Source organism: Pseudomonas sp. FG-3G, from assembly GCF_901007645.1.
GTDB lineage: Bacteria > Pseudomonadota > Gammaproteobacteria > Pseudomonadales > Pseudomonadaceae > Aquipseudomonas > Aquipseudomonas rhizophila.
In genome coordinates, this window is record NZ_CAAKGZ010000042.1 from 1 (window position 1) to 25002 (window position 25002).

General features: G+C 60.4%; 21 protein-coding genes, 1 tRNA gene and 1 rRNA gene. 19 read left to right on the plus strand and 4 right to left on the minus strand.

Annotation, left to right across the window (positions count from 1 at the left end):
- Positions 1-59 precede the first annotated feature (59 nt).
- From rrf to PSEUDOMOFG3G_RS24715, 11 genes are all read left to right on the plus strand, one after another.
- Positions 60-175, plus strand: a 5S ribosomal RNA gene (gene rrf / locus PSEUDOMOFG3G_RS24665).
- Between the two features lie 182 nt (positions 176-357).
- Entirely contained in the window at positions 358-993 is a 636-nt protein-coding gene (locus tag PSEUDOMOFG3G_RS24670) for a hypothetical protein (RefSeq protein ID WP_047230327.1), read from the plus strand.
- Between the two features lie 154 nt (positions 994-1147).
- Positions 1148-2653: a YdgA family protein gene (locus PSEUDOMOFG3G_RS24675; RefSeq protein WP_139048756.1), complete on the plus strand. Its 1506-nt coding sequence runs from the start codon at positions 1148-1150 to the stop codon at positions 2651-2653.
- 229 nt (positions 2654-2882) lie between these two features.
- Positions 2883-5363 (plus strand): poly-beta-1,6 N-acetyl-D-glucosamine export porin PgaA, encoded by a 2481-nt coding sequence (gene pgaA / locus PSEUDOMOFG3G_RS24680; protein WP_139048757.1) that lies wholly within the window; start codon positions 2883-2885, stop codon positions 5361-5363.
- A gap of 12 nt (positions 5364-5375) precedes the next feature.
- Positions 5376-7373: a poly-beta-1,6-N-acetyl-D-glucosamine N-deacetylase PgaB gene (pgaB, locus tag PSEUDOMOFG3G_RS24685; RefSeq protein ID WP_047230324.1), complete on the plus strand. Its 1998-nt coding sequence runs from the start codon at positions 5376-5378 to the stop codon at positions 7371-7373.
- Between the two features lies 1 nt (position 7374).
- A complete protein-coding gene (gene pgaC, locus PSEUDOMOFG3G_RS24690) occupies positions 7375-8730 on the plus strand; it encodes a poly-beta-1,6-N-acetyl-D-glucosamine synthase (protein ID WP_076383117.1) in 1356 nt (451 codons plus the stop codon).
- Positions 8727-9230, plus strand: a complete 504-nt coding sequence (gene pgaD / locus PSEUDOMOFG3G_RS24695; RefSeq protein ID WP_139048758.1) for a poly-beta-1,6-N-acetyl-D-glucosamine biosynthesis protein PgaD — start codon at positions 8727-8729, stop codon at positions 9228-9230. The genes pgaC and pgaD overlap by 4 nt, the downstream gene beginning before the upstream one ends.
- Before the next feature lie 343 nt (positions 9231-9573).
- The gene (locus PSEUDOMOFG3G_RS24700) at positions 9574-10134 is read left to right on the plus strand and encodes a YbhB/YbcL family Raf kinase inhibitor-like protein (RefSeq protein ID WP_139048759.1); all 561 of its coding nucleotides are present in this window, start codon (positions 9574-9576) and stop codon (positions 10132-10134) included.
- A gap of 134 nt (positions 10135-10268) precedes the next feature.
- Complete coding sequence (locus tag PSEUDOMOFG3G_RS24705; RefSeq protein ID WP_171061296.1) at positions 10269-10442, plus strand: hypothetical protein; 174 nt, start codon at positions 10269-10271, stop codon at positions 10440-10442.
- Between the two features lie 39 nt (positions 10443-10481).
- The gene (locus PSEUDOMOFG3G_RS24710) at positions 10482-11795 is read left to right on the plus strand and encodes an MFS transporter (RefSeq protein WP_139048760.1); all 1314 of its coding nucleotides are present in this window, start codon (positions 10482-10484) and stop codon (positions 11793-11795) included.
- 69 nt (positions 11796-11864) lie between these two features.
- The gene (locus PSEUDOMOFG3G_RS24715) at positions 11865-12596 is read left to right on the plus strand and encodes a hypothetical protein (RefSeq protein ID WP_047230319.1); all 732 of its coding nucleotides are present in this window, start codon (positions 11865-11867) and stop codon (positions 12594-12596) included.
- 8 nt (positions 12597-12604) lie between these two features.
- On the opposite strand, the gene PSEUDOMOFG3G_RS24720 is transcribed toward PSEUDOMOFG3G_RS24715, so the two are convergent.
- Positions 12605-13483, minus strand: a complete 879-nt coding sequence (locus PSEUDOMOFG3G_RS24720) for a LysR family transcriptional regulator (protein WP_107321442.1) — start codon at positions 13481-13483, stop codon at positions 12605-12607.
- 107 nt (positions 13484-13590) lie between these two features.
- On the opposite strand from PSEUDOMOFG3G_RS24720, the gene PSEUDOMOFG3G_RS24725 reads away from it, so the two are divergent.
- The 5 genes from PSEUDOMOFG3G_RS24725 (at position 13591) to PSEUDOMOFG3G_RS24745 (ending at position 18458) form a co-directional block, all read left to right on the plus strand.
- On the plus strand, positions 13591-14592 hold the full coding sequence (locus PSEUDOMOFG3G_RS24725) for a zinc-dependent alcohol dehydrogenase family protein (protein ID WP_139048761.1): 1002 nt from the start codon (positions 13591-13593) through the stop codon (positions 14590-14592).
- Positions 14593-14756: 164 nt separating this feature from the next.
- Entirely contained in the window at positions 14757-15338 is a 582-nt protein-coding gene (locus PSEUDOMOFG3G_RS24730) for a hypothetical protein (RefSeq protein WP_139048762.1), read from the plus strand.
- 99 nt (positions 15339-15437) lie between these two features.
- Positions 15438-17099 carry a VWA domain-containing protein gene (locus PSEUDOMOFG3G_RS24735; protein WP_139048763.1) on the plus strand — a complete coding sequence of 554 codons (1662 nt, stop codon included), beginning with the start codon at positions 15438-15440 and terminating at the stop codon, positions 17097-17099.
- Positions 17100-17268: 169 nt separating this feature from the next.
- Positions 17269-17841: an RNA polymerase sigma factor gene (locus PSEUDOMOFG3G_RS24740; protein WP_047226755.1), complete on the plus strand. Its 573-nt coding sequence runs from the start codon at positions 17269-17271 to the stop codon at positions 17839-17841.
- Positions 17838-18458: a hypothetical protein gene (locus PSEUDOMOFG3G_RS24745; RefSeq protein WP_139048764.1), complete on the plus strand. Its 621-nt coding sequence runs from the start codon at positions 17838-17840 to the stop codon at positions 18456-18458. The genes PSEUDOMOFG3G_RS24740 and PSEUDOMOFG3G_RS24745 overlap by 4 nt, the downstream gene beginning before the upstream one ends.
- A gap of 62 nt (positions 18459-18520) precedes the next feature.
- On the opposite strand, the gene PSEUDOMOFG3G_RS24750 is transcribed toward PSEUDOMOFG3G_RS24745, so the two are convergent.
- Positions 18521-18597, minus strand: a tRNA-Arg gene (locus PSEUDOMOFG3G_RS24750).
- Between the two features lie 349 nt (positions 18598-18946).
- On the opposite strand from PSEUDOMOFG3G_RS24750, the gene gabD reads away from it, so the two are divergent.
- From gabD to PSEUDOMOFG3G_RS24765, 3 genes are all read left to right on the plus strand, one after another.
- Positions 18947-20389, plus strand: coding sequence for an NADP-dependent succinate-semialdehyde dehydrogenase (gene gabD / locus PSEUDOMOFG3G_RS24755; protein WP_139048765.1), 1443 nt, complete (start codon positions 18947-18949; stop codon positions 20387-20389).
- A gap of 175 nt (positions 20390-20564) precedes the next feature.
- Positions 20565-21845: a 4-aminobutyrate--2-oxoglutarate transaminase gene (gene gabT, locus PSEUDOMOFG3G_RS24760; RefSeq protein WP_047226758.1), complete on the plus strand. Its 1281-nt coding sequence runs from the start codon at positions 20565-20567 to the stop codon at positions 21843-21845.
- A 148-nt stretch (positions 21846-21993) separates the two neighbouring features.
- Complete coding sequence (locus tag PSEUDOMOFG3G_RS24765) at positions 21994-23205, plus strand: HDOD domain-containing protein (protein ID WP_076383109.1); 1212 nt, start codon at positions 21994-21996, stop codon at positions 23203-23205.
- 151 nt (positions 23206-23356) lie between these two features.
- On the opposite strand, the gene PSEUDOMOFG3G_RS24770 is transcribed toward PSEUDOMOFG3G_RS24765, so the two are convergent.
- Both PSEUDOMOFG3G_RS24770 and PSEUDOMOFG3G_RS24775 read right to left on the minus strand, forming a co-directional pair.
- Complete coding sequence (locus PSEUDOMOFG3G_RS24770; protein WP_047226760.1) at positions 23357-24346, minus strand: sensor domain-containing diguanylate cyclase; 990 nt, start codon at positions 24344-24346, stop codon at positions 23357-23359.
- Between the two features lie 376 nt (positions 24347-24722).
- Positions 24723-25001 carry a hypothetical protein gene (locus tag PSEUDOMOFG3G_RS24775; RefSeq protein WP_107323122.1) on the minus strand — a complete coding sequence of 93 codons (279 nt, stop codon included), beginning with the start codon at positions 24999-25001 and terminating at the stop codon, positions 24723-24725.
- Position 25002: the final 1 nt, after the last annotated feature.

Consider the following 25002-nt stretch of genomic DNA (forward strand, 5'->3'; position numbering starts at 1 on the left):
AGTAGAAGTTATCGATTTTCGCTGGCACGTTGCTGTTGAACGGGCCGGTCACAGAATTTCTTGACGACCATAGAGCATTGGAACCACCTGATCCCATCCCGAACTCAGCAGTGAAACGATGCATCGCCGATGGTAGTGTGGGGTTTCCCCATGTGAGAGTAGGTCATCGTCAAGATTGAATTCCCAGAACCCCTGTCTGCTGATGCAGACAGGGGTTCTGTCGTTTTGGGCCGGTAATCGGATCGCCCCTCATGATTGCTGTCCACACACGGCAAACCCTGTGGCCATTGCTATGCTGTGATAGTCGGGGCATCTGAAAAATGGCCCGCGATGTCACTGGTCATGGGGATTCCAATAATGAAAAACCCTTATGCTCCTGGCTTCTGGTGCGCCCTCGCAGCGTTGGTGTTGCTTTCGGCCACTTATTTCTATGGCGTCATGCTGACTCACCAGATCGACAAAGCACTGATCTTCCTCGATAGCGCGGCTGCGCTGATCGGTGTGATATCCATCGCAATCGTGGCCTGGGCATCGCTCCAAGGGCAACGCATCAAAAAAAAGCATCTTGAGCAGGGTAAGACTCTGGTGCTGATCTGGGATACCAAGGTTGCATTACGCCGGGTCGAAACGGTCTTCGATCGTTATTTCTGGGGCAGTTACTGGCAGCCTGGCCGCACATTCCAGGAAGTCATGGGTGAACTCACCGGTACTCCATTGGAAAAAAGTCTCGAGGCCTTGAAGACCCAATGTGCGGCACTGGACAAACAGGTCGCCGAAGACGACTGGCATTGGCTGAACAACGCTCGTGAGCTCTGCGACGTCGCTAACGCTATGGCGCGGGAGCGCTATCAACTGGACTTCTGCGATCCTCGCGCGGACTCATCGGGCGCGACGGTGATCAATCGTGATTTCGAAGTGTTGGTGTACACCTGGACGGCACGGCTGAAGACGTTCGACCATCAACTCGATGAGATTGAAGTTCAATATTCGTAGACCCTCTCTCAAGAAAACGCTTCCCCCCTTTAAACATTGGGCCCGTTGGCATGCCTGATGGTAATCTCCCTCCACTTCGCGGCGTCGAGCCACACCCTTAGCGGTGTCAGGGAAGACGACGGCTTTTTCAACCATGGATATGATCGGATCACTCATGAATAAATCAGCAAGCGTACTTCTGGGAATCGTTGTGGTCGTCGGTGCAATCAGCGCGGGTGGCGCCTGGTACACCGGAACGAAACTCGAAGGAGTGCTGCAAACCGCCATTGCCGACAGCAACAAGCAAATGCAAACGGCCCTGGCTGGGTCAAATGGCACGGCTTCGATCGAGCTGGTGTCATTGGACCGTGGGACTTTCAGCAGCACCGCCCATTATCGCCTCAAAGGTGAAGGCGAGATGTTTGGTGATGAACCGGTTGAATTGCTGTTCGTCGACAACATCGAACATGGCCCGCTGCCGTTCTCGCGCCTGATGACGCTCAAATGGTTGCCGGTCATGGCTACCAGCCACACCGAACTTGAACGCACGCCGTTGACCGAGAAATGGTTCGTCGCTGCCAAGGACAAGTCGCCGCTCAAAGGTGTGGTCAACCTGGGCTACGACCAGTCGACCCACGGCACGTTCGAGTTGCTGCCCCTGGACACCAAGCTGGATGAACAGTCCGAGCTCAGTTTCTCTGGTCTGAAGATCGACCTGGCCTCCAGCGCCCAGGCAGAGAAAATCAAGGCTGACGGTTATATGGACAGCTTCAAGCTGACCACCGTCGCTGAGGACCAGACGCCGGTGCAAGTCGAGCTCAACGGCCTGACGCTCGCCAGCAACCTGAGCAAGAGCACTTATGGTTATTACATGGGTGATAACGTTTTGATGCTCAGCAACAGCAAGACTACTTTTGGTGAGCAGAAGTCGGTCTTGGGCCTGAAGAACTTCGAAATGAAGAACAACAGCACCGAAAATGGCACCAGCGCATCGGGGCGTGCTGATTACAAGGTCGGTGAGTTGTCCTTCAACGATAAGGCTATCGGTTCTGCGCAGATGGCGGTCAGCCTGAAGAACCTGGACATCCCGGCCACCATGTCGCTCATGCAGGTCTATCAAACCAAGCTGCAACCCTACGAGCAGGCGGCGGCTGAAGCGGCAGCAGCCGGTGAGCCAGCGCCGGAGCTGGTGCTGAGCGAGGCTGAGGAGGCGCAGGTCAAGGCCGACCTGGAAAAACTCCTGGCCGGCGGCCCGCAAGTGGCACTGGAAAATCTGTCGTTCACTACAGCCAATGGCGAAAGCCGCGCGACGCTGGTCATCGACCTTACCAAGCCGCAATCCATGGACCTGCCGCCTGATCAACTGGGTCGTCAGTTGCTCGCCTTGCTGGATTTCAATTTGAAAGTCTCCAAGCCGATGCTGGTTGATCTGTTGACCGTGCAGGCGCAAATGGAAGGCCAGACCGACGCCAAGTTGATCGCCGATCAGGCCACTGCCACCAGCGATATGTTCAGCGCGATGGCGGTGGGCACAGAGCTGGCAACGCTTGAAGGCAACGATGTGGTCACCAAGCTGCACTACGCCAACAATCAAGTTGATTTCAACGGTCAGAAGATGACAGTCGAACAATTCACCGCGTTTGTGATGAACAAGTTGGGTGGCGGCGTAACCATCCAGTAATCGACTGGAGCAACATCCAAAGCCCGGCCTGTGCATTGCGCACAGGCCGGTTTTTTTTGCCCGCGAAAATCTGCATCGATTCTGAAGAATTATGGCGTTTTGGAAAACGACCCGCTCCAGAGTGCAAAACTAGGTCCATTAGAGCTTGGCTGGATTCCTTTGATCCGGCTTCCTGTTTGATGGGCAAGGGGGCACTGCGACCCGGCTGGCCATGTAAGGATGCTGACGAATGCCGCGTACTGTGGGTCCCTTTATTCAATGTGGTTTGCGCCCGTTGTTTCGCCTCGCGCTGTGCAGCCAATTGTGCTGGCCGGTGCTGGCGTTTGCCGATACCGCCTATGACCAGATGGTGCATGACGCTCGCGCCGGCCATTACACGCCTGCATTGTCCGCCTTGCGCCAGGTCCCGGTCGATCAGGCCAGCACCGCGCAAATCAGTGACCATCTGCAGATTGCCAGCTGGGCCGGTTTTGATGCCGAGGTGGTGAAAGTCTATGAAGCCCAAGGCCGCTATCGCGACCTGCCCGTTGCGGCGCTGACTGCAACGGCACGTGCCTATCGCAATCTCAAGCGTTGGGACTCGGCCACCGCGCTCTATCGCCAGGCTTTAATCGTCGAACCTCAGAATCCCCATCTGCAACTGGGGCTGGCCTTAACCCAGGCCGACGCCGGTAAACCCGACGAAGCAGTCAGTCGTGCCAGGACCATGGTTGCAGCCAAACCTGAGGACCCGACGCGTCGACTGGCCTTGGGTTATGCCCTGACCCGTGCCAACAGTCCACACGAGGCGCTGTTCGAATACGACCAGGCCTTTACTCGCGCCGGTAACAATCTCGAGGTCGCCCGCGAATACATCATTGCGCTGCAACGTGCCCGCTTGCCTGAGCCGGCCTTGCGCCTGGCTCGTCTGCAACCCGGGTTGATCGATCAGGGCGTGCAGCGGCGACTGGAGGGCGATGTTGCGGCTGAACGGGTGCGCCTGGCGGACATGGCGAGCCGCAGCGAGAAGGATCGCTTCGTTATCGCAGACCGCGCCCTGGCCGATTACGACAAACTGCTCGCCACCTGGACTCCGGTGGCCGAGGCTCATGACGATGTACTGCGCTGGCGCATCGACCGCATCGGCGCCCTGAACGCCCGTGCTCGACGAGCTGAAGTGATTGCTGAATACCAAAGGCTGCTCGCCGAAGGGGTTGCCATTCCCACTTATGCCTTGCGCTGGGTGGCGTCCTCCTATCTGGAGCAGCGTGAACCGGAGATTGCCGTCGATCTGTACCGCCGGGTACTGACGGCACCTGATGCCGATCCGGCGGACCGCTTCGAAGACAGCACCGCGCTCTACTACGCACTGCTGGAAAGTGAAAAATCCGAAGAGGCCCGTGCCCTGGCTGAAGACTTGGCCAAATCCCAGCAACCACGCGTCGAGCTCAAGGGGCTGCCCATCGGCAACCCCAATGACGAGTGGATGGACGCACAACAACTCGCCGCTCAGGCCGGCACATATGGCGCCGACCTGCCCACCGCCGAGACGCGTCTGGCGACCCTGGTCAATCAAGGCCCCGGCAACATCGGGTTGCGACTGGCCCAGGCTGATCTGTACCAGGCCCGGCAATGGCCGCGACGTTCTGAAAGCCTGCTCAAGGAAGTCGAGACCACGACCCCGCGTAACCGTGAGCTGGAAGTCGCCCAGGCCCGCGCCGCCATGGATCTGCAGGAGTGGCGGCAGATGGACGCGCTGACCGATGACGTGGTCGCCCGGTACCCGGAGAACGCCCACGTCAAACGCCTGCAACGCCAGCGCGAAGTGCACGACATGGCCGAACTGCGTATCGAAGCCTACACCGGCAAGAGTTATGGCGGCGGCAGCGGCGATGCCGGTGCAGTCACCGGTAGTCGCGACTTCGGCATTGAAACGCTGCTCTACAGCCCACCCATCAATGAAGACTGGCGGCTATTCGGTGGCGTCGGTTACGCCACCGGCGATTTCGAAGAAGGCACCGGCCACCATCGCTGGCAGCGTCTGGGTGTGGAGCGCCGCACCCGTGACATGACGCTGGAAGCGGAAGTCTCCAACCACTCTTACGGCTCCGGTGACAAGCAGGGGGCACGTCTGGCCGTGGCCCGGGACATCAACGATCACTGGCAGTACGGTGGCAGCCTGGATTACCTCTCGGCCGCCACCCCGCTGCGGGCGCTCAACAGCGGTATCCGCGCCAACGGCGGCAGTGGTTTCGTTCGCTGGCGTGCCCACGAAAGCCGGGAGTGGCAACTGGCGGTCAGCCCATCGCATTTCAGTGACGGTAACAACCGTCTCGAAACCCTGCTCACCGGTCGCGAAGGCATTTACAGCGCTCCGCGGCTGCAAGTGGAGCTGGGCCTGGAAGTGGGTGCCAGTCGCAACAGCGGCTCTGACGAAGTCCCCTACTTCAACCCCAAGTCAGATCTGAGCGTCATGCCGACCGTCAGCGCCAATCATGTGTTGTACCGCCGCTACGAAACGACGTGGAGTCAGCAGTTCCAGGCCGGCGCCGGTACCTACAGCCAGCGCGACCACAGCACCGGTGCCATGGGCCTGCTCAGCTACGGCCAGCGTTTTATCTGGAACGACGTGCTTGAGGCAGGTGCCGCACTGAGTTGGCTCAACCGCCCCTATGACGGCGACCGCGAAAGCGATCTGCGCCTGCTTGTCGACCTCACCTACCGCTTCTAGAAGAGTTTGAAGATGCCTGTCATTTCGCGATTCATCCTTCTGCTGGGGGTCTTGCTGATCAGCGCTTGTGCCCAGCAAGCCCCGGCGTTCACAGCGCCCTCACAGCGCCCGCTGGCGGCCAACGACGCCCCGTGGCCGAAAAACCATGTGCTCGGCATCGCCTATCACGACGTGGAAGACCGCGACCCCGACCAGGCGCTCGTGGCCGTGCGTACCGAACGCCTGATCGAGCAATTGGCTTGGCTGCGGGAAAACAACTACCAGCCGGTCACCGTGGACCAGATCATCACCGCTCGCAACGGTGGCCCGGAACTGCCGCCGCGGGCGGTGTTGTTGAGTTTTGACGACGGTTACTCAAGCTTTTACACCCGCGTCATGCCGATCCTGCGCGCCTATAACTGGCCGGCGCTATTGGCCCCGGTCGGTAGTTGGATCGACACGCCGTCGAACCAGCCGGTGGACTTCGCTGGAGTGCCGCGCAAGCGCTCCGAGTTTTTGACCTGGGAGCAAATTCGCGAGGTCTCGAAATCGGGCCTGGTGGAAATCGCCGCCCACACCGACGCCAATCACAAAGGGGTACTGGCCAACCCGCAAGGCAACCTGCAACCGGCGGCGACGACCCGGCGCTACGATCCCGCCACCGGTCGTTATGAAAGCGAAGCTGATTTCCAGGCTCGCCAGCGCAAGGACGTGGTGGCCATTTCCGAGAAGATCCGCAAGGTCACCGGCTACAGTCCGCGCGTGTGGGTCTGGCCCTACGGTGCCGCCGATGGCACCGCCTTGCAGGTGATTGGCAGCGAAGGCTACCAAATGGCCCTGACTCTGGAAGATGGTCTGGACAGCCTCAATAACCTGATGAGTGGCCCGCGTTTTCTGGTGGCCTCCGATCCGGATGGTGCGCACTTCGCCGAGAGCGTCGTCGGCGTGCAGACCATGGACCCGTTGCGGGTGGTCCATGTCGACCTGGATTACGTCTATGACCCGGATCCTGTGCAGCAGGAAGCCAATGTCGGCAAGCTGATCCAGCGCATTTACGACCTGGGCGCCAACACCGTTTTCCTGCAAGCCTTTGCCGATCCGAAAGGTGATGGTCTGGTGCATTCGCTGTACTTTCCCAACCGTCATCTGCCGGTACGGGCCGATCTGTTCGATCGGGTTGCGTGGCAACTGAAAACCCGGGCCAACGCCAAGGTCTTCGCCTGGATGCCAGTGCTCAGTTTTGGCCTGGATTCGAAACTGCCCCGCGTACAACGTTGGGACCCGGAAACCGGCCGCACGGGTGTGGACCCGGATCAGTACGTACGTTTGTCGCCCTTCGATCCGAGCGTGCGGCGGGTCATCGGCGAAATCTACGAAGACCTGGCGCGGATGAGTTCGGTGGACGGCGTTCTGTACCACGACGACGCCGTGTTTTCTGACTTCGAGGACGCCGGCCCCGCTGCCCTGAAAGTCTATGCCGCCAACGGCCTGCCGACGTCCATCGCCGCTCTGCGGGACGACCCAGCGGCGATGCAGCGCTGGACCCGTTTCAAGAGCCGCTACCTGATCGACTTCACCCACGAGCTCACTGCCAAGGTCCGCGCGATTCGTGGCCCGCAGGTGCTGACAGCGCGCAATATTTTCGCCGAACCGATGCTCAATCCCGAAAGCGAAGCCTGGTTCGCCCAGAACCTGGACGACTTCCTCGGTGCCTACAACTGGACGGCCCCGATGGCCATGCCGTTGATGGAAAAGCAGACCCGCGAGCAATCCGGTCCCTGGCTTGAGCGCCTGGTGGAGACCGTCAAGGCCCGCCCCGGTGCGCTCAAGCGCACGGTGTTCGAATTGCAGGCCCGTGACTGGCACAGCAAACCGGTCAGCGACATCGACGGCGAACAATTGGCCGAATGGATGGGACGCCTCAAGCGTTCAGGCGTGACCAGTTTCGGCTACTACCCGGACAACTTCATCGAAGACCAGCCCGCTGTGAAAACCGTGCGGCCGGCGCTCTCCAACAAGTGGAATCCTTGACATGCTCGACAGACTGCTCGCCCTGCTGGTGCTGGCGATCGTCCTTGGGGTGCCCCTGGGCCTGATCTTCCTGGTCACCGGGCAATTCCTGATGGACTTCGTGTTCTTTTACCCGCTGTTCATGTCCGGGCTGTGGATCGCCGGCGGCCTGTATTTCTGGCTGCACTGGGAGCGTCACTGGCCGTGGAAGGACGACACCCTGCCGCCGCCGCTGGCCGGGGAACCGCTGATCAGCATTCTGATTCCGTGCTTCAACGAGGGCGACAACGTCGCCGATACCATACACGCCGCGCTGGGCCAGCATTACCCGAACATCGAGGTCATCGCCATCAACGACGGCTCGAAAGACAACACCGCGCAAGTGCTCGACCAACTGGCGGCTGATGACCCGCGCCTGCGCGTGCTGCATCTGGCGGAAAACCAGGGCAAGGCCGTGGCCCTGCGCATGGGCGCCATCGCGGCGCGCAGTGAATACCTGGTGTGCATCGACGGTGATGCGCTGTTGGCACCCAACACTTGCGCCTACCTGGTGGCACCGATGCTGGACAATGCCCGCCTCGGTGCAGTGACCGGTAATCCGCGTATCCGTACTCGTTCGACTTTGATCGGCCGGGTGCAGGTTGGCGAGTTCTCCTCGATCATTGGCTTGATCAAGCGTACCCAGCGCGTCTTCGGGCGGATCTTCACCGTCTCCGGTGTGATCGTCGCCTTCCGTCGTACGGCCCTGCACCGGGTCGGCTACTGGAGCCCGGACATGATCACCGAAGACATCGACATCAGCTGGAAGCTGCAACTGGACCACTGGAGCATCTTCTACGAACCCCGTGCCCTGTGCTGGATCCTCATGCCCGAAACCCTGCGCGGCCTGTGGCGGCAGCGCCTGCGCTGGGCCCAGGGCGGGGCCGAAGTGCTGTTCAAGAACATCCGCGGCATCTGGCAATACCGCCACCGCTACCTGTGGCCGCTGCTGTTCGAATATTGCCTGTCCACCGGTTGGGCGTTCACGTTCCTGCTGTCGGTGATCTTCTGGGGCGCCGGTAAATTCGTCGAAATGCCAGCGGCCATCGCGGTCGATCACCTCATGCCGCCGGCCTTCACCGGGTTGCTGTTGGCGGTGGTGTGCCTGATGCAGTTCGCGGTGAGCATCCTGATCGATCGCCGTTACGAAAAGGGTTTGTGGCACATCATGTTCTGGGTGGTGTGGTACCCATTGGTGTTCTGGCTGATCAGTCTGTTCACCACCTTGGTGAGTTTCCCGAAAGTGCTGTTCGGGCAGCATCAGAAACGCGCGCGCTGGGTCAGCCCGGATCGCGGCATCAAACCGTTCGATGACGAAGAAGAGGAAGTGATCCGATGAAAATTATCAGGACCCGACAAAGACCTTTTCTGGTGGTCATCGATGCGCTCTTTACCGTGCTGGCGTGGCTGGGGCTGTTGTATCTGTTGGTCAACGGGCTCTGGCCCCTGTTTGACAGCCAGGCAGGCCCGCGCCTAGGTGGCTCGCTCATGGACACGCTCGGGACGTTGCAGATATATGGCTGGATCGCCTTGGTCAACGCGGTGATCCTGATTACCTGGGCGCGCTATCAGCAGCGCAAAAGCCGCAGCTTCGCCCAGCGTCGGCTGCCAGCGCCGGTGGTGGACGATCAAGGCTTGAGCGAAAGCTTCAAATTGACCGACGCGCGTCTGGACACGTTGCGCCGGCCCGGCTCCAAGATCATCCATAACAACCAGGACGGTGATATCAGCCACGTCGTGGCGCATTTCCATCTGCTGAGCCCGGAACTGCAACCGCCGCCACTGGCACCACTGGAAAGGCCCCGGGTGATTCACCTGCCGGTCGATCACTCGGTGTAAGCGCTGCCGCAGGCTGTGATTGTTGATCTTGTTGCTTTCCAGTTCCTCGGAGATTTCCTTCAAAACTCCGCGCTCGCTCCCACAGAGTACGGTCAGCACAAATCAAAATGTGGGAGCGAGCCTGCTCGCGATAGCGGTATTTCAGTCAACATGGATGCCAACTGAACCATCGCCATCGCGAGCAGGCTCGCTCCCACAGGGGGATGGGTGATGTCGCGAATCACGGTCAACGCAGATCAATGTGGCGGATTCGAAGTTCATCGTAATTGTCACTGAAACCTGGCAGGCGCTGCGGCTATAGTTCGCAGGCCGTCCATGGCCTGATCTGCATAAGGTGCCCGGTATGACTCGATCGACTTCCCTTACTCCCTGGCTGGCGGCCATCGCCCTCGTGCTGTGCGCACAAGGGGCGGCCCAGGCTCAGGAACGTTTCACCCTCAGCATGCCAGGTGTGTCGGATAACCGGCTGTTCACCGCGGCGGCCGCCAGTGACGCCAACAACTGCGGCGGTAAGAACATTTCCCCGGCCTTGAGCTGGACAGCGGGCCCGCCTGGCACCCTCAGCTACGCCATTGTCATGCACGACCCGGACGGCCAGAAAGGCCAGGGCGTCGACCACTGGGTTCATTACGGCATCAAGGCCAGCACGCGGCAAATCCCGACGGGCATGGGCACCCAGTCCGCCCTTGAAGGCATAAGTGGCACCAACAGTAAAAACACCCGCGGCTACATTGGCCCTTGTCCGCCCATTGGCGACAGCGCTCATCATTACCTGATTCAGATATACGCGCTCGACCTGCCCCCGCACGCCCTGCCAGCCGGCCTCACACGCCCTCAACTGATGGAAAGAATCAACGGTCACGTCTTGCGCAACAGCAGCGTAGTGCGTCGCTACCACCGCTAATCCAAGCAACAGCTCCCTGTGGCCAGGGAGCTTGCTCCCGCTGGGTCGGGCAGCAACCCTCAACCACAAAATTGGCATCACGCGCCAAAAGCGAGCACTATCGAGCCCCTGTTCATTCATACCGGAGGATGGCGATGACGCAGAAACCCGACGGCATCGCCCGCCTCAAGAACTGCCCCACCAAAGGCGACGAAATACGCCGGGCCATCGCCCAGAGCCGCAAGGATTTCCTGCCTGCTGAAGAGGCCGAAGACGCTGAGCCAGACCAACCACCGGCACAGCCCATGGACGACGGCCAAGACGCCTGAACCGTCCTTCTCAAAAACTTTTCTTGTTTAAATCTGCCCATGACTGCCACAACTCATCTGCCAGACGCCCGATTCAGCCGATCCGACTACAAAACCCTGGGCCTCGCCGCCCTGGGTGGCGCGCTGGAAATCTACGACTTCATCATCTTCGTCTTCTTCGCCCTGGTGCTCAGCCAACTGTTCTTCCCGCCGCAAATGCCCGAATGGCTACGCCTGTTGCAAAGTTTCGGGATTTTCGCCACCGGCTACCTGGCACGCCCCCTGGGCGGCATCCTCATGGCGCACTTCGCCGATCGCCTGGGGCGCAAGCGGGTGTTCAGCCTGAGCATCCTGATGATGGCCTTGCCCTGCCTGCTTATCGGCGTGATGCCGACTTACGCGCAAATCGGCTATTTCGCCCCGTTGTTGCTGCTGGCGCTGCGCATCCTGCAAGGCGCGGCGGTGGGCGGCGAAGTACCGAGCGCCTGGGTGTTCGTGGCCGAACATGCACCGCTGCGGCATCGCGGCTACGCACTGGGTTTCCTCCAGGCTGGTCTGACCTTCGGCTATTTGCTGGGCGCCCTGACCGCCACGGCGCTGGCGCAGATATTCACGGCAGCAGAAATTCTCGATTACGCCTGGCGCTTGCCGTTCCTGCTGGGTGGGGTCTTCGGTGTAATCGGCGTCTGGCTGCGTCGCTGGCTGAGCGAAACGCCGATCTTTATGGCCCTGCAAGCCAAGCGCGAAGGTGCGACGGAACTGCCGCTACGCACCGTGCTGCGGGACCATCGCCACGCCTTGTTGCCCGCCGCCATCCTCACCTGCGTGCTGACGTCCGCCGTGGTGGTGTTCGTGGTCATCACCCCGACCGTTATGCAAAAAAGTTTCGGCATGACCCCCAGTCACACGTTCGCTTTGAGCAGTCTGGGCATCGTCTTCCTGAACATCGGCTGCGTTCTGGCCGGCCTCATCGTCGACCGCATCGGCGCCTGGCGCACTGTCATGCTCTACAGCCTGCTGTTGCCGATGGGCATCGCCGTGCTCTACGCCAGCCTGATCAGCGGCGGCGCCTGGCTGGGCCTGGCCTACGCTGTGGCGGGCCTGGGTTGCGGCGTGGTTGGCGCGGTGCCATCGGTGATGGTCAGCCTGTTTCCGCCGAAAATCCGCGTGTCCGGCATCTCGTTCACCTACAACATTGCCTATGCCTTGTGGGCCAGCGTGACGCCTTTGGTGCTGATCGCACTGGTGCCGTGGAGCCCATGGGTGTGCGTGGGGTATTGCGTGGTGATGGGCGCGGTGGGTGTGGCTGCGGCGGCGTATTTTCCCGCCCGGCATTCGAAGACCGCGCAGGCCTCGTTGGCCTGTGAATCGTAAGGACTCTGCCCCAGGTGCACGACTACACTCATGAATGACCCCGTTTCCAACTCGAGGAGGACGGCCATCATGAAGGCGCACAAGCACGACCTGCTGGAACAAGTCCTGATTGCCCACGGCGGTCTCGAGCGCTGGAACACTTTCAACACTGTCCAGGTCACCCTTGTGACCGGCGGTTCGTTGTGGGCCATGAAGGGGTTAACGCAAGACAATGCACCCCGGCAGATGACTGTCTGGCTGCATGAACAGCGCGCCTCGGTCATGCCGTTCGGTGCGCTGAACCAGCGCACCGCCTTCACGCCTGATCGCATCGCCATCGAAACCACCGAGGGCAAAGTGATCGCTGAGCGTTCGGACCCTAGGGCTTCGTTCTTCAAGCACGAGCAAACCACTCCGTGGGATCCGCTTCACCGTGCCTACTTCAATGGATATGCGCTCTGGTCCTACCTGACCATGCCGTTCCTGTTTACTTTTCCGGGTGTCACCAGCCAGGAGCTGGAACCCTGGAAGGAAGGTGGCCAGGTCTGGCGCCGCTTGCGGGTGAACTTCCCGGACACCCTCGCCACTCACTGCCCGGTCCAGGACTTCTACTTTGGCGATGACTATCTGCTGCGCCGGCATGATTACACCGTGGACGTGAGCGGTGGCCTGCCGGCGGCCCAGTATGTGGAGGACTACATCAAGGCCGATGGGCTGTGCATGCCCAGCAAGCGCCGGGCGTATCGGCGGGATGCGGACGATCAGGCGGTGGAGGGGGAATTGCTGGTGGCGATTGATATCAGTCAGGTTCGTTACGCATAACCGGCTGCTCAAAGACGCTCGCGCAGAAAATCCACAAAGGCGCGAGTTCTTGCCGAGCGGCGCCGGTCTTGGCTGAACACGGCGCTGATGGGCAGCGCTACGGGTTGATAAGCCTCCAGCAGGCTGGACACGGTTCCCTGGCGAACATCCGCGGCGAATAACCACTGCGGTGAAAGCGAAATGCCCAGCCCGCTAAGAACCATCTCGCGAATTGCCTCGCTGCTGTTGCTGGTGACATTGCCCTTGATCGTCACTCGGTGCTGTTTGTCCTGCTGGTCGAAACGCCAAACGTCGTAATGCTCCAGCAGCGTGAAGCCCAAGCAATTGTGGCGGGCAAGATCCGCCGGCTCCAGCGGGGTGCCGTGTTGTTGCAGGTAGGCGGGAGCGGCATACACCCGGCGCGGACTATCGCCGAGGGAAACCGCGACCAGCCCTTCGTTTTTCACCACGCCGATACGAATGGCGACGTCGATGTTTTCTTTCAGCACATCTTCATTTTGGTCGTTCAGTTTCAGGTCGATTTGAACCTGTGGATGGCGCGCCAAAAACTCCCTCATCAAGGGCGCAATGCACAGCCGCCCGAAACTCACCGGGGCGGCCACACGCAAAGGGCCGGCGATCTGCTCCTGGCCACGGGTGAAACTGAGCCGGGCCGTGTCGAGGCTGCTGAGTATTTCCTTGCTGTGGATATAGAAGCGCTGGCCTTGGTCGGTCAGCGCGAGATGGCGAGTACTGCGGGCAAACAACGCACCGCCAAGGTGTTGTTCCAGCGCGCGGATCTGCTTGCTAACCGCTGGTTGACCCAGGTTCAGCTCCCGGGCGACCGCCGAGAACGAACCGCGCTCTACCACTCGCACGAACATCTGCATCGCGTCGAATAGATCCATCTGGATTTGGCCTCTGGTTGGAATAAATCCTATCCATAGTTGCTTACTTATCGGAATGCATCGACGGCCGCAACATGTACTCACCCACTCATTGGAGGTTTACCGTCATGAACAACACCATGTTCGCCGCCATTGCCCAAACCGCTCAGGCTCCGCTGGTCGTTCGCCACATCCCCCGGCCTGTTCCCGGCAAAGGACAGGTATTGATCAGGGTTCACGCCGCAGGGATCAATCCTCTGGATACCAAGATCGCGGCAGGTGGCGGCGCTCATGCCCGCCAGCCGCTGCCCGCCGTACTGGGCATCGATCTGGCCGGAACAGTCGTTGAGCTGGGAGAGGGCGTGCACGATTTCGCCCCCGGCGATGACGTGTTCGGCATGGCCGGCGGCATCGGCGGCGCCCAGGGTGCGCTGGCCGAATACATTGCCGTCGATGCTCACCTGATTGCGCTCAAGCCCGGTTCGTTGAGCATGCGCGAAGCGGCAGCCTTGCCATTGGTCTTCATCACCGCCTGGGAAGGGTTGGTAGACCGGGCAAATGTTCGGGCCGGCCAACAAGTGCTGATCCACGGCGGCGCGGGCGGCGTCGGTCAAATGGCCGTGCAAATTGCCAAGGCCCGCGGCGCCGAGGTCTATGCCACCGGCTCGGCCACCAGCCTGGATTTCATCCGTGAACTGGGCGCGACCCCTATCGACTACCGGGCGCAGGACACCGACAGTTATGTGGGCCTGCACACCGATGGCGAAGGTTTCGACATCGTCTACGACACCGTCGGCGGCTCGACACTGGATGCGTCCTTCAACGCAGTGAAAACCTATACCGGCCACGTACTCAGCTGTCTGGGCTGGGGACAACACAGCCTGGCACCGTTGTCGTTCAAGGGGGCGAGTTATTCCGGGGTGTTTACCTTGATGCCGTTGCTGACCGGCAAGGGGCGCGAGCACCATGGTCGGATAATGCGCAAAGCGGCGGCTTTGGTTGAGGCCGGGGTGCTGCGCATCAAGGTAGACCCACATCGGTTTGGCCTGGGAGACGTGAATGAGGCGTTTGCGCAAGTAGCTCAGGTGCGTGGGCAAGGGAAGACGGTGGTAGAGATGGCGGGGGAGTGACGCGGTCTGCAACTGTTATCCGGAAGCCGCACCCATAAAATCGCCCCGGTCTGCAGCGGCCGGGGTTTTGCCGCCATCCGCTGCCGCCAAAACTTGAGAACCCGTCCAAACTCCGTAGAATGCCGCTGTCACTATGCCACTACCTTTCAGGGACGAATTCAGACATGCGCGTTTTTGCCATATTCCTGGCCCTCTGCCTTATGGCGGGCTGTGCCTCCAAACCCGATTACTACGTTTCCGCCACTCCGGTAACGATCCCCAAGACCGCCACCTTCTGGATCGACACCTTCGACGTTGAAGTCGTAGGCAAGAACGATCGCTTTTTGCCTGACGAAAAGGTCCGTGAGCAATTGCACACCGACCTGATCGGCCGCCTGCTCGAGGACAATCGCTATGCCTCCAGCAAGGAAACCGCCGACTATCTGCTGGACGTCAATGGCGTCTACGCGCGACGTATTCAAGATACCCAAGGTGGCTTCATGAGCAAAATCGTCGCCGATGGCACATTCCTCGCCAGTGTCGATTTCAGCTATCAGGTCAAGGTGAAGAAGGCCGGCGCAGAGGTTTTGCACTTTGCCCAGGCCCGGCAGGGCCTGATGCCGGGCGGCGCGATCGGGCAATTCCAGAACATGAGAAGCATGGTGGGCGCTCTGACCAACAGAGGTAACTCGGATGTCGAAGGCTTTTACACCGGCCAACTGAGCCGCTTTATCGCCGACGACCTGCGGGCCATTCCGTCCCGTTAGGCATGCTCGCATATTAAAAATCTCGTGGTCGTTAACCCGAACCACGAGTGCCTCGCGTCTGACCTTGTGAACGGATCATTCATTCACGAGGTTCAACCCATGTCCCGTCCTCCTTCATTCCTACGTCCTGCAGCCCAGGGCTTCGCCGTGACCTTGCTGGTGGCATTGGCCGGTTGTGGGTTGTCTTCGTCCCGGGAGGCTGCCACGCCGGCCGAACCACCGTCTGCGTCCCCCGCCCCGGTGCGGCAAAGCGAAGTTGCTAACGTGCGCGAGCCTCTGGTCAAGCGTATGGCCGCTCCGGTTTCGATGCCCTCGCCAAGGGTGAGGACCGATGCTGTCGCGGGGGATTACCGCGCCGAGCCCCGCGAGCAGTATGAAAAACTGCAGGACAATCCTATTCATAGTGTTGCCCAAACGCCGGTCTCGACCTTCAGCGTCGATGTCGACACCGGCAGCTATGCCAATGTGCGACGTTTCCTCAATCAAGGTAGCCTGCCGCCCGAAGGCGCCGTGCGACTGGAGGAAATGGTCAACTATTTCCCTTACGACTATGCCGTGCCCACCGACGGTTCTCCCTTCGGCGTGACCACTGAAGTGGCCCCGTCGCCATGGAACCCTCACACGCGCCTGTTGCGTATTGGCATCAAGGCGAGCGATCGCGCCGTGGTGGACCTAGCACCGGCCAACCTGGTGTTTTTGGTGGATGTTTCCGGCTCCATGGACCGACGCGAGGGCCTGCCGCTAGTCAAGAGCACCCTGAAGTTATTGGTGGAGCAATTGCGCGAGCAGGACCGGGTGTCTCTGGTGGTGTACGCCGGCGAATCCCGGGTGGTGCTTAAGCCGACCTCGGGCCGCGACAAGGTCAAGATCCGCAACGCAATCGATCAGTTGGACGCCGGCGGTTCCACCGCAGGTGCGTCGGGTATCGAGCTGGCCTATCAGATGGCTCAGGATAGCTTTATCGACAAAGGCATCAATCGCATTCTGCTGGCCACCGATGGCGACTTCAATGTCGGCGTCAGTGACTTCGACAGCCTCAAGCAAATGGCGGTGGACCGGCGTAAAAGCGGTGTATCCCTGACCACGCTGGGCTTCGGTGTGGATAACTACAATGAGCATCTGATGGAGCAATTGGCCGATGCCGGTGATGGCAATTACGCCTACATCGACAACTTGCTTGAAGCGCGCAAGGTATTGGTCGACCAGCTCAGCTCAACCCTGGCGGTGGTGGCGCGGGATGTGAAGTTGCAGGTGGAGTTCAACCCCGCTCAGGTCAGTGAGTATCGGCTGTTGGGGTATGAGAACCGTGCGCTCAAGCGTGAGGATTTCAACAACGACAAGGTTGATGCGGGCGAAATCGGTGCTGGGCACACAGTGACCGCGTTGTATGAAATTGTTCCGAAAGGCGAGCAGGGCTGGTTGGAACCGTTGCGTTATGCGAGCACACCTAAGCTGGGCGACGAGACAGGGGAGTTGGCGATGCTGCGCGTGCGCTACAAGCCCGTTGAGGGCGGGAGCAGCCGATTGATCGAGCATCCTGTCGCCAGTACGCAAAAAAATGACAAGGCCAGCGATGACTTGCGCTTCTCGGCCGCTGTGGCCGCCTTCGCCCAACAGCTCAAGGGGGATGGCCGCTACACTGGGACGATGAGCTTGAAGGACACCGCGCAATTGGCCCGTTCCGCCCGGGGCGATGATCCGTTTGGGCTGCGTGCCGAATTTGTCCAGTTAGTGGAACTCGCGCAGAGCCTTGAGCGCTGATCCTGACCACGACGAGGATCAAATGTGGGAGCGAGGCTGTTCGCGATAGCGGTGGATCGATCACGATCATTATTGACTGATCCGACGCAATCGCGAGCAGGCTCGCTCCCACGGTATTCTCTTGTCGCCTGCCAGAACTGTGTTAACCGCAAAGGAGTTCGTCACCGACATGCCCGCTCCGCATGATTGTCCCAGCGACGAATCGCTGCTGGCCCGCTACCGCGATGGCGACGGGGCGTGTTTTGAAGTCCTGTACGCCCGCCATCGACAGGGGCTATATCGTTTTCTGGTGTCCTTGAGCAACAAAGCCGAACTGGCCGAGGAAGTCTTCCAGGACACTTGGCTCAGCCTGATCCGCAGCACTACCCAGCCACAAGGACGGGCGAGTTTTCGTACATGGTTGTTCCAGATTGCCCGCAACCGCTTGATTGATCACTGGCGCAAACACGGTGTCCGCAACCCGCTGCACGACAGTTACGACGAACAGGTTCATGTCCAGCCCGACGACACCAGCAACCCCGAACAGCAGTTGAGCCTGAGTCGCGATCAGGCCCGCCTGGACGCCGCGTTGCAAGCCTTGCCCGAAGACCAGCGGGAAGTCTTCCTGCTGCGACTGCACGGCGACCTGGAGCTGCCGCAGATCGCCGCCCTGACCGGCGCCCCGCTGGAAACGGTAAAAAGCCGCTTGCGTTACGCCCAGCAAAAATTGCATCGACTGCTGGCCGAGGAGGTACCCGCATGATTGATTCCAAACACACCCCGAAGCCCGATGACGAAATGCTGATCGAGCATTTCCGTCAACACGCCAGCGGCGAACCGCCCGTGTCCCTGGACGCTTTCATCCTGGCTGCCGCCCGTCGCGAAGCCCCGACGCCTACGCCCAGTCTGTGGAAACGCTGGCTACAGGCCTGCCAACGGCCGCGCTGGCAGATGGCATTCGCCACGGTCGCCGGTGTCGCGTTGATGATCGGTCTGGTGGTTCGCTTGCCAGTACCTCAGAGCGACCTGTCTGCGCCAGCTCCGATGGAGTTTTCCGCCAATCGACAGGAGTCCGCCGTCGCCGCCGCACCGCCGCCCGCCATGTCCGCTCCCGCGCCGATAGCCCGCATGGCAGCACCCCAGGGCGAAATCGCTCAAGCCCCGGCAAGCGCTGACCACGCCTTGGCGGAAAAGCCTGCGGCGAAAATGAGCAAATCGGCGCCCGCTGCACGGCCGTCGCTGGAGCAGGAACTGCTGGAAATCCTGCGCTTGCGCGAGGCGGGTGAGGACAAGGCTGCTGATGAAAAGCTGCTGGCGTTGCATCAGCGCTTTCCCGAGGAGGACTTGCCGGCGCGGTTGGAGGCGTTGCGCAAGCGTTGAGTGAAATCAGCGTCCACAAAAAAGCCCCAGGTCGCAAGACCTGGGGCTTTTGATTCTGCAGATGGTGCACCAGGCGGGATTCGAACCCACGACCCCTGCCTTCGGAGGGCAGTACTCTATCCAGCTGAGCTACTGGTGCGACGCGGGCGCCATGATACTCATATGCAATGCGGGCGTCCATGCTGCTGATTTGCCGGTGTTTTCATAAGCATAGGCGGGCATGGGCTACGCTGATCAGAAAAAGCAGGCAAATTCAGGTTTTTCGTTCTTTTTTTCGAACAGCCTATTGTCCTTCCCCCCCATCGGCCCTAGGATTCGTTTGAGATTTCAAACGCTCTTGTCTGGGTGCTGAACCGCACGTCTGTGCTTATGTGCGTTATTTCTGTGCTTCAGCCCGGTGGATGATTTCCCTGACGGCAGCCCTTGGGGCGCCTTTCTACAAATCTAATTCGCTCCGCGTGCGCGCGGTGCTGTTAAGGAAAGCCGACATGCAGCTTAAAGACACCCAGTTGTTCCGCCAGCAAGCCTTTATCGATGGCGCTTGGGTCGACGCGGACAATGGTCAGACGATCAAGGTTACCAACCCGGCAACGGGTGAAGTGCTGGGCACTGTGCCGAAGATGGGCGCTGCCGAAACCCGGCGGGCGATTGAAGCCGCCGACAAGGCGTTGCCGGCCTGGCGCGCCCTCACCGCCAAAGAGCGCGCCAACAAGCTGCGCCGCTGGTACGAATTGCTGATCGAAAACCAGGACGACCTCGGCCGCCTGATGACGATGGAACAAGGCAAGCCGCTGGCCGAAGCCAAGGGTGAAATTGTTTACGCCGCCTCGTTTATCGAATGGTTCGCCGAAGAAGCCAAGCGCATCTACGGTGATGTGATTCCTGGCCACCAGCCCGACAAGCGCCTGATCGTGATCAAGCAGCCAATCGGTGTGACTGCTGCCATTACCCCGTGGAATTTCCCGGCTGCGATGATCACCCGCAAAGCCGGCCCGGCTCTGGCCGCGGGCTGCACCATGGTCATCAAGCCGGCTTCGCAAACCCCGTTCTCGGCGCTGGCGCTGGTTGAGCTGGCCCACCGTGCCGGCATCCCGCAGGGCGTGCTGAGCGTGGTTACCGGCAGTGCCGGCGACATCGGCGGCGAGCTGACCAGCAACCCGATCGTGCGCAAGCTGTCGTTCACCGGCTCGACCGAAATCGGTCGTCAGTTGATGGCCGAATGTGCCAAGGACATCAAGAAAGTCTCCCTGGAACTGGGCGGCAACGCGCCGTTCATCGTGTTCGACGACGCGGACCTGGATAAGGCCGTCGAAGGCGCAATCATTTCCAAATACCGCAACAACGGTCAGACCTGCGTCTGCGCCAACCGTCTGTACATCCAGGATTCGGTGTACGACGCCTTCGCTGAAAAACTCAAAGTGGCAGTCGCCAAGCTCAAGATCGGCAATGGGCTGGAAGATGGCACCACCACCGGTCCGTTGATCGACGAGAAAGCGGTTGCCAAGGTGCAAGAGCACATCGCTGATGCGGTCAGCAAAGGCGCGACCGTGCTGGCTGGCGGCAAGGCCATGGAAGGCAACTTCTTCGAGCCGACTATCCTGACCAACGTACCCTCGAGTGCCGCCGTGGCGAAGGAAGAGACCTTCGGCCCGTTGGCGCCGCTGTTCCGCTTCAAAGACGAAGCCGAAGTGATCGCGATGTCCAACGACACCGAGTTCGGCCTGGCCTCGTACTTCTATGCCCGCGACCTGGGCCGTGTGTTCCGCGTGGCCGAAGCCCTGGAATACGGCATGGTTGGCGTCAACACCGGGTTGATCTCCAACGAAGTCGCGCCGTTCGGCGGCATCAAGGCCTCCGGCCTGGGCCGTGAAGGCTCCAAGTACGGAATCGAGGATTACCTGGAAATCAAATACCTCTGCCTCGGTATCTGATCCTGCTGCAAGCGCAAAGGGCACGAGAGCGCTGTCCCTTTGCGCGTTTTACCCGTTCTGTTTCTTGTGGCCGGAACGCTGTGACAGTCGATCATCGCATGCTGTCGCAGTTGCCTCCCGTCCATGTACGCCTTGACCCACGCCGACCGATGAGCGGCGAATGAGGACATATTCAATGAGCAACAAGACCAACGCTTCCCTGATGAAACGCCGCGAAGCCGCTGTACCACGCGGTGTTGGCCAGATTCACCCGATCTTCGCCGAATCGGCGAAGAATGCCACGGTAACCGACGTTGAAGGCCGTGAATTCATCGACTTCGCGGGCGGTATCGCGGTGCTGAACACCGGCCACGTACATCCGAAAATCATCGCCGCCGTGACCGAACAGCTGAACAAGCTGACCCACACTTGCTTCCAGGTGCTGGCTTACGAGCCGTATGTGGAGCTGTGCGAAAAAATCAACGCGAAGGTGCCAGGTGATTTCGCCAAGAAAACCCTGCTGGTGACCACCGGTTCCGAAGCGGTGGAGAACGCGGTAAAAATCGCTCGCGCCGCCACGGGTCGCGCGGGTGTCATCGCTTTTACCGGCGCCTACCACGGCCGCACCATGATGACTCTGGGCCTGACCGGTAAAGTCGTGCCGTATTCGGCCGGCATGGGCTTGATGCCCGGCGGCATCTTCCGCGCGCTGTACCCGAACGAACTGCACGGCGTGAGCATCGACGACTCCATTGCCAGCATCGAGCGTATTTTCAAGAACGACGCCGAACCACGTGACATCGCGGCAATCATCATCGAGCCAGTACAGGGCGAGGGTGGTTTCTACGTGGCGCCCAAGGAATTCATGAAGCGCCTGCGCGCCCTCTGTGATCAGCACGGCATTCTGCTGATCGCTGACGAAGTACAGACCGGCGCCGGTCGGACTGGCACCTTCTTCGCCATGGAACAAATGGGTGTTGCCGCCGACCTGACGACTTTCGCCAAATCCATCGCCGGCGGTTTCCCGTTGGCCGGTGTCTGCGGTAAGGCCGAGTACATGGACGCTATTGCCCCTGGCGGCCTGGGTGGCACCTACGCCGGCAGCCCGATTGCCTGCGCTGCTGCGCTGGCGGTGATGGAGGTATTTGAGGAAGAGCACTTGCTGGATCGCTGCAAGGCGGTGGGCGAGCGTCTGGTGACTGGCCTCAAGGCCATCCAGAAGAAATACCCGGTCATCGGCGAAGTCCGTGCCCTGGGTGCGATGATCGCCGTGGAGTTGTTCGAAAATGGCGACACCCACAAGCCGAACGCGGCGGCCGTGGCTCAGGTTGTGGCCAAGGCCCGCGACAAGGGCTTGATCCTGCTGTCCTGCGGCACCTACGGCAACGTCCTGCGGGTGCTGGTACCGCTGACCTCGCCAGACGAGCAATTGGACAAAGGCTTGGCAATCATCGAAGAGTGCTTCTCCGAGCTCTGATTGTACGAGCCCTGAGCTGTGCGCTGACCCACAAAAAACCCGCTTCGCAGCGGGTTTTTTCATATTCGGGAACATATTCCCAAGGGTAGAGCTGTCTGCAACGGCCACCATTGGCTAAGGTGCAAGTATTGCGAGGGAGCGATGCTGCATGACTGCCGTGGATTTACCCGCTGTACCCCGTGTGTTGATCGCCGAGGCCGATCCGGTGTCTCGGGAGCTGCTTGAGCAGGTGCTATCGGGCATACGCTGCGATGCTCGGGTGGATACGTGCGGCGAGGGCCAGCAGGCCCTGAATCTGCTTGCGCACAACGCCTATGACCTGGTGATCGCCGATTGGGAATTGCCGGGCGTCGATGGCCTGAGCATCCTGCGGGGCCTTCGCCAGCAGCATCGAAAACCGGTGTTGCCGTTCATTCTCATGAGCCGGCGCAACGACAGCGCCAGCGTACGTGAGGTCTTGCCGCTGGCGCCTGCGGCCTACCTGACCAAACCCTTGAACCGGGAAGACCTGACCCAGCGTTTGCAGGGGCTACTGTTGAGCAGCGCAGAGGATTGCTCCACCGACGTGTCAGCCCCGGAGCAGACCCTGACAACCTTTCTGGAGCGTCGACGTGATTCTTCCGAAGGCGCGCCGTTGATGACCGATGTGCAAGTGGCAGTCAAGCGCAGCCTCAACCCCGGCGGTCTGGACCTGAAACTGCTGGAAGAAGAAATCCGCACCGACCCGCAAATTACCGCCGTGCTGATTGCTGCGGCCAACAGCGCTGCGCAGCACCAGGGCGGCGGTCTGGTGCAGACGGTCGCGCAGTCGCTGCATCAGCTTGGTACCGGGCAGAGCATGAACCTGATTCTGGGGCTGACCCTCAAGCGCTGTGCCCGGCTCAGTGTCCCGTGCCTGGCAGACTATGCCGAGCGTTACTGGGAGTTGTCGCTGCACACCGGTGAGTACGCCCGGATGCTGGCGCGGCTGCTGGATCTGGAGCAGGAGCGTTGCTATTGCGCCGGGTTGTTGCATCGCTTGGGGGACTTGGCGTTGTTGCGATGCCTGGAGGAATGGACGCAGGCCGGCGGCGAGCTCGACGAATCGGAGGAGGTGGGCAATTTGCTCGATCAGTTCGGTGCCAGCTTCGGTTCCGCGCTGCGCACCCGCTGGCGTCTGCCGCTGGAGCTGCGGGAGTTGATTGCGGCGGCCTATGGCCTGGGCGGCGGGGTTTACTCCCGCGAGGCACTGGTGATGAATATGGCGGCGCAAATGGCCCATCTGACCGAGCATGAAGGGCTGGAAGAGCTGGCCCGTGGGCGCACGGCGCGTTTGCTGAAGATCGGATTGCCGGAGTTGATGCGATTGCGCCGCAAGTAAGGCCGCTGACCAACCCTGTGGGAGCGAGCCTGCTCGCGATGAGGGGTGTGCCATTCACCGATGCGCTGGCTGTCAGTCTGCCATCGCGAGCAGGCTCGCTCCCACAGGGGGTATGACTGGAGTTTTGCTGACGCCTTGGCCACGAGATTGCTCAAGCCGCAATGATGCGATTTTTCCCCTGGCGCTTGGCTTCGTACATGGCCGCATCGGCGCGGGAGAACAGGGTGTCGAGGCTCTGATCTTCGGCGGTAAGGCTGGTCAAGCCTTGGCTGACGGTGATGCCGAAGCCTTTCTCCCCGCTGCGGAAAGCCAGGCGCTGAATCTCGCGCTGCAGACGCTCGGCGACTTGCAGTGCCATGTCCGGGGCACAGCCAGGGAACACCGCGGCGAATTCTTCACCACCGATTCGTCCAAACAGATCACCGCGTCTGAGAACGGAACGTCCGCTTTCGGCGATTTTCTGCAGCACGTTATCGCCTTCCTGATGACCGTAGGTGTCGTTGATCACTTTGAAATCATCGATGTCCAGCAACAGGAACGCCATGGGTGTGCCCTGCAGTCGTGCCTGCTCGAATTCACGGTGAGCGCATTCGAAGAAGTGGCGGCGATTGCTGCTCTGGGTCAGCACGTCGGTGGTTGCCAGTCGTTGCAGTTCGCTTTCCAGCAGCTTCTTTTCAGTGATGTCTTCGGCAATGCCCACCACGATCACCGGTTGCCCCGACTCAGCCTTACGGTTGATGAAGCATTTGTCGCTCAGCCAGCGGATCTGGCCATTGGCAGCGATGATGCGGTACTCACGATCCTCCACGGCACCTTTGACCAGCACTTCGGCCAGGCTGCGCTCAGCGTATTCGAGGTCGTCGGGGTAGATTGCGTCGCGCCATTCATTGAAATCAGCCAGCACCAGACCTGCCGGCCGACCGAAGATTCGTTCATAGGCGGGGCTGACATACAGGACCTGTCGGGTTTCCCAGTTGAACGCCCAGAGCACCGCGTTGACGCTGACCAGCAATGAGCTGAATAGCTGCTCACGCTCGCTCAGGCGCGCGACTTCGCCCTGGGCGTGCATCAGCGCCATGAGCGTCTGGGCCGCTTCGGGCCAGTGAGGTTGGGACGAATCCTGTAGGTTCTTGTCGACCATCGGCACAAATCTCAAAGAACGTGCACTGCTGTGGATTGGCACGCGCTTGCTCCAAAGCCCGCCAGTATGGCGAAGTGCTCTTTGAGATAAGGGATTCGGGGCGAAGTTCCTTTTCAGGCGACGAAGGGCGGGGTGCAGTGTCGGAGTTGCCGAAGGCTGCGATCTTTTGATCCTGATCTTTCGTTCACCTGGATGCGCCACCAGCGATCAAGACCACGGCGCAGGTTTGTTGCTGCCGGGTTGCCGTGAAGGCAACGAACTCTTGTTTCAGACTCATGGCGTCTCTCGTAGGCCAAAGCATGAGGGCTTTCCGGCGAAATTCTTAGGGGGGTAGAGGCCATCGCGGGGTGACGTTCTCCAACACGCTACTGGCGTATCAGGGCATGCTCATCAAGGCCATTCTCAGACGCTTGATCAGTTTCGGGGTCTTGAGACAATCGGCCGGGCGTTTGTTACCCAGGGCGGGCACGGTCTGTTCCAGCCACCAGAACCCTTCCTTGAGCCCCCTTTTTCCGTAGAGCACCACTGCCATGTCGAGGTTGTCATCCATGGCCTTGGCCAGCATGCGGGCGTTGTCGTCGAGGTAGTCCTCTTCGTACAACCGCACGAAAGTTTGCCAATCGGCATCGCCGACGTATTCGTCTTCCAGTCCCATT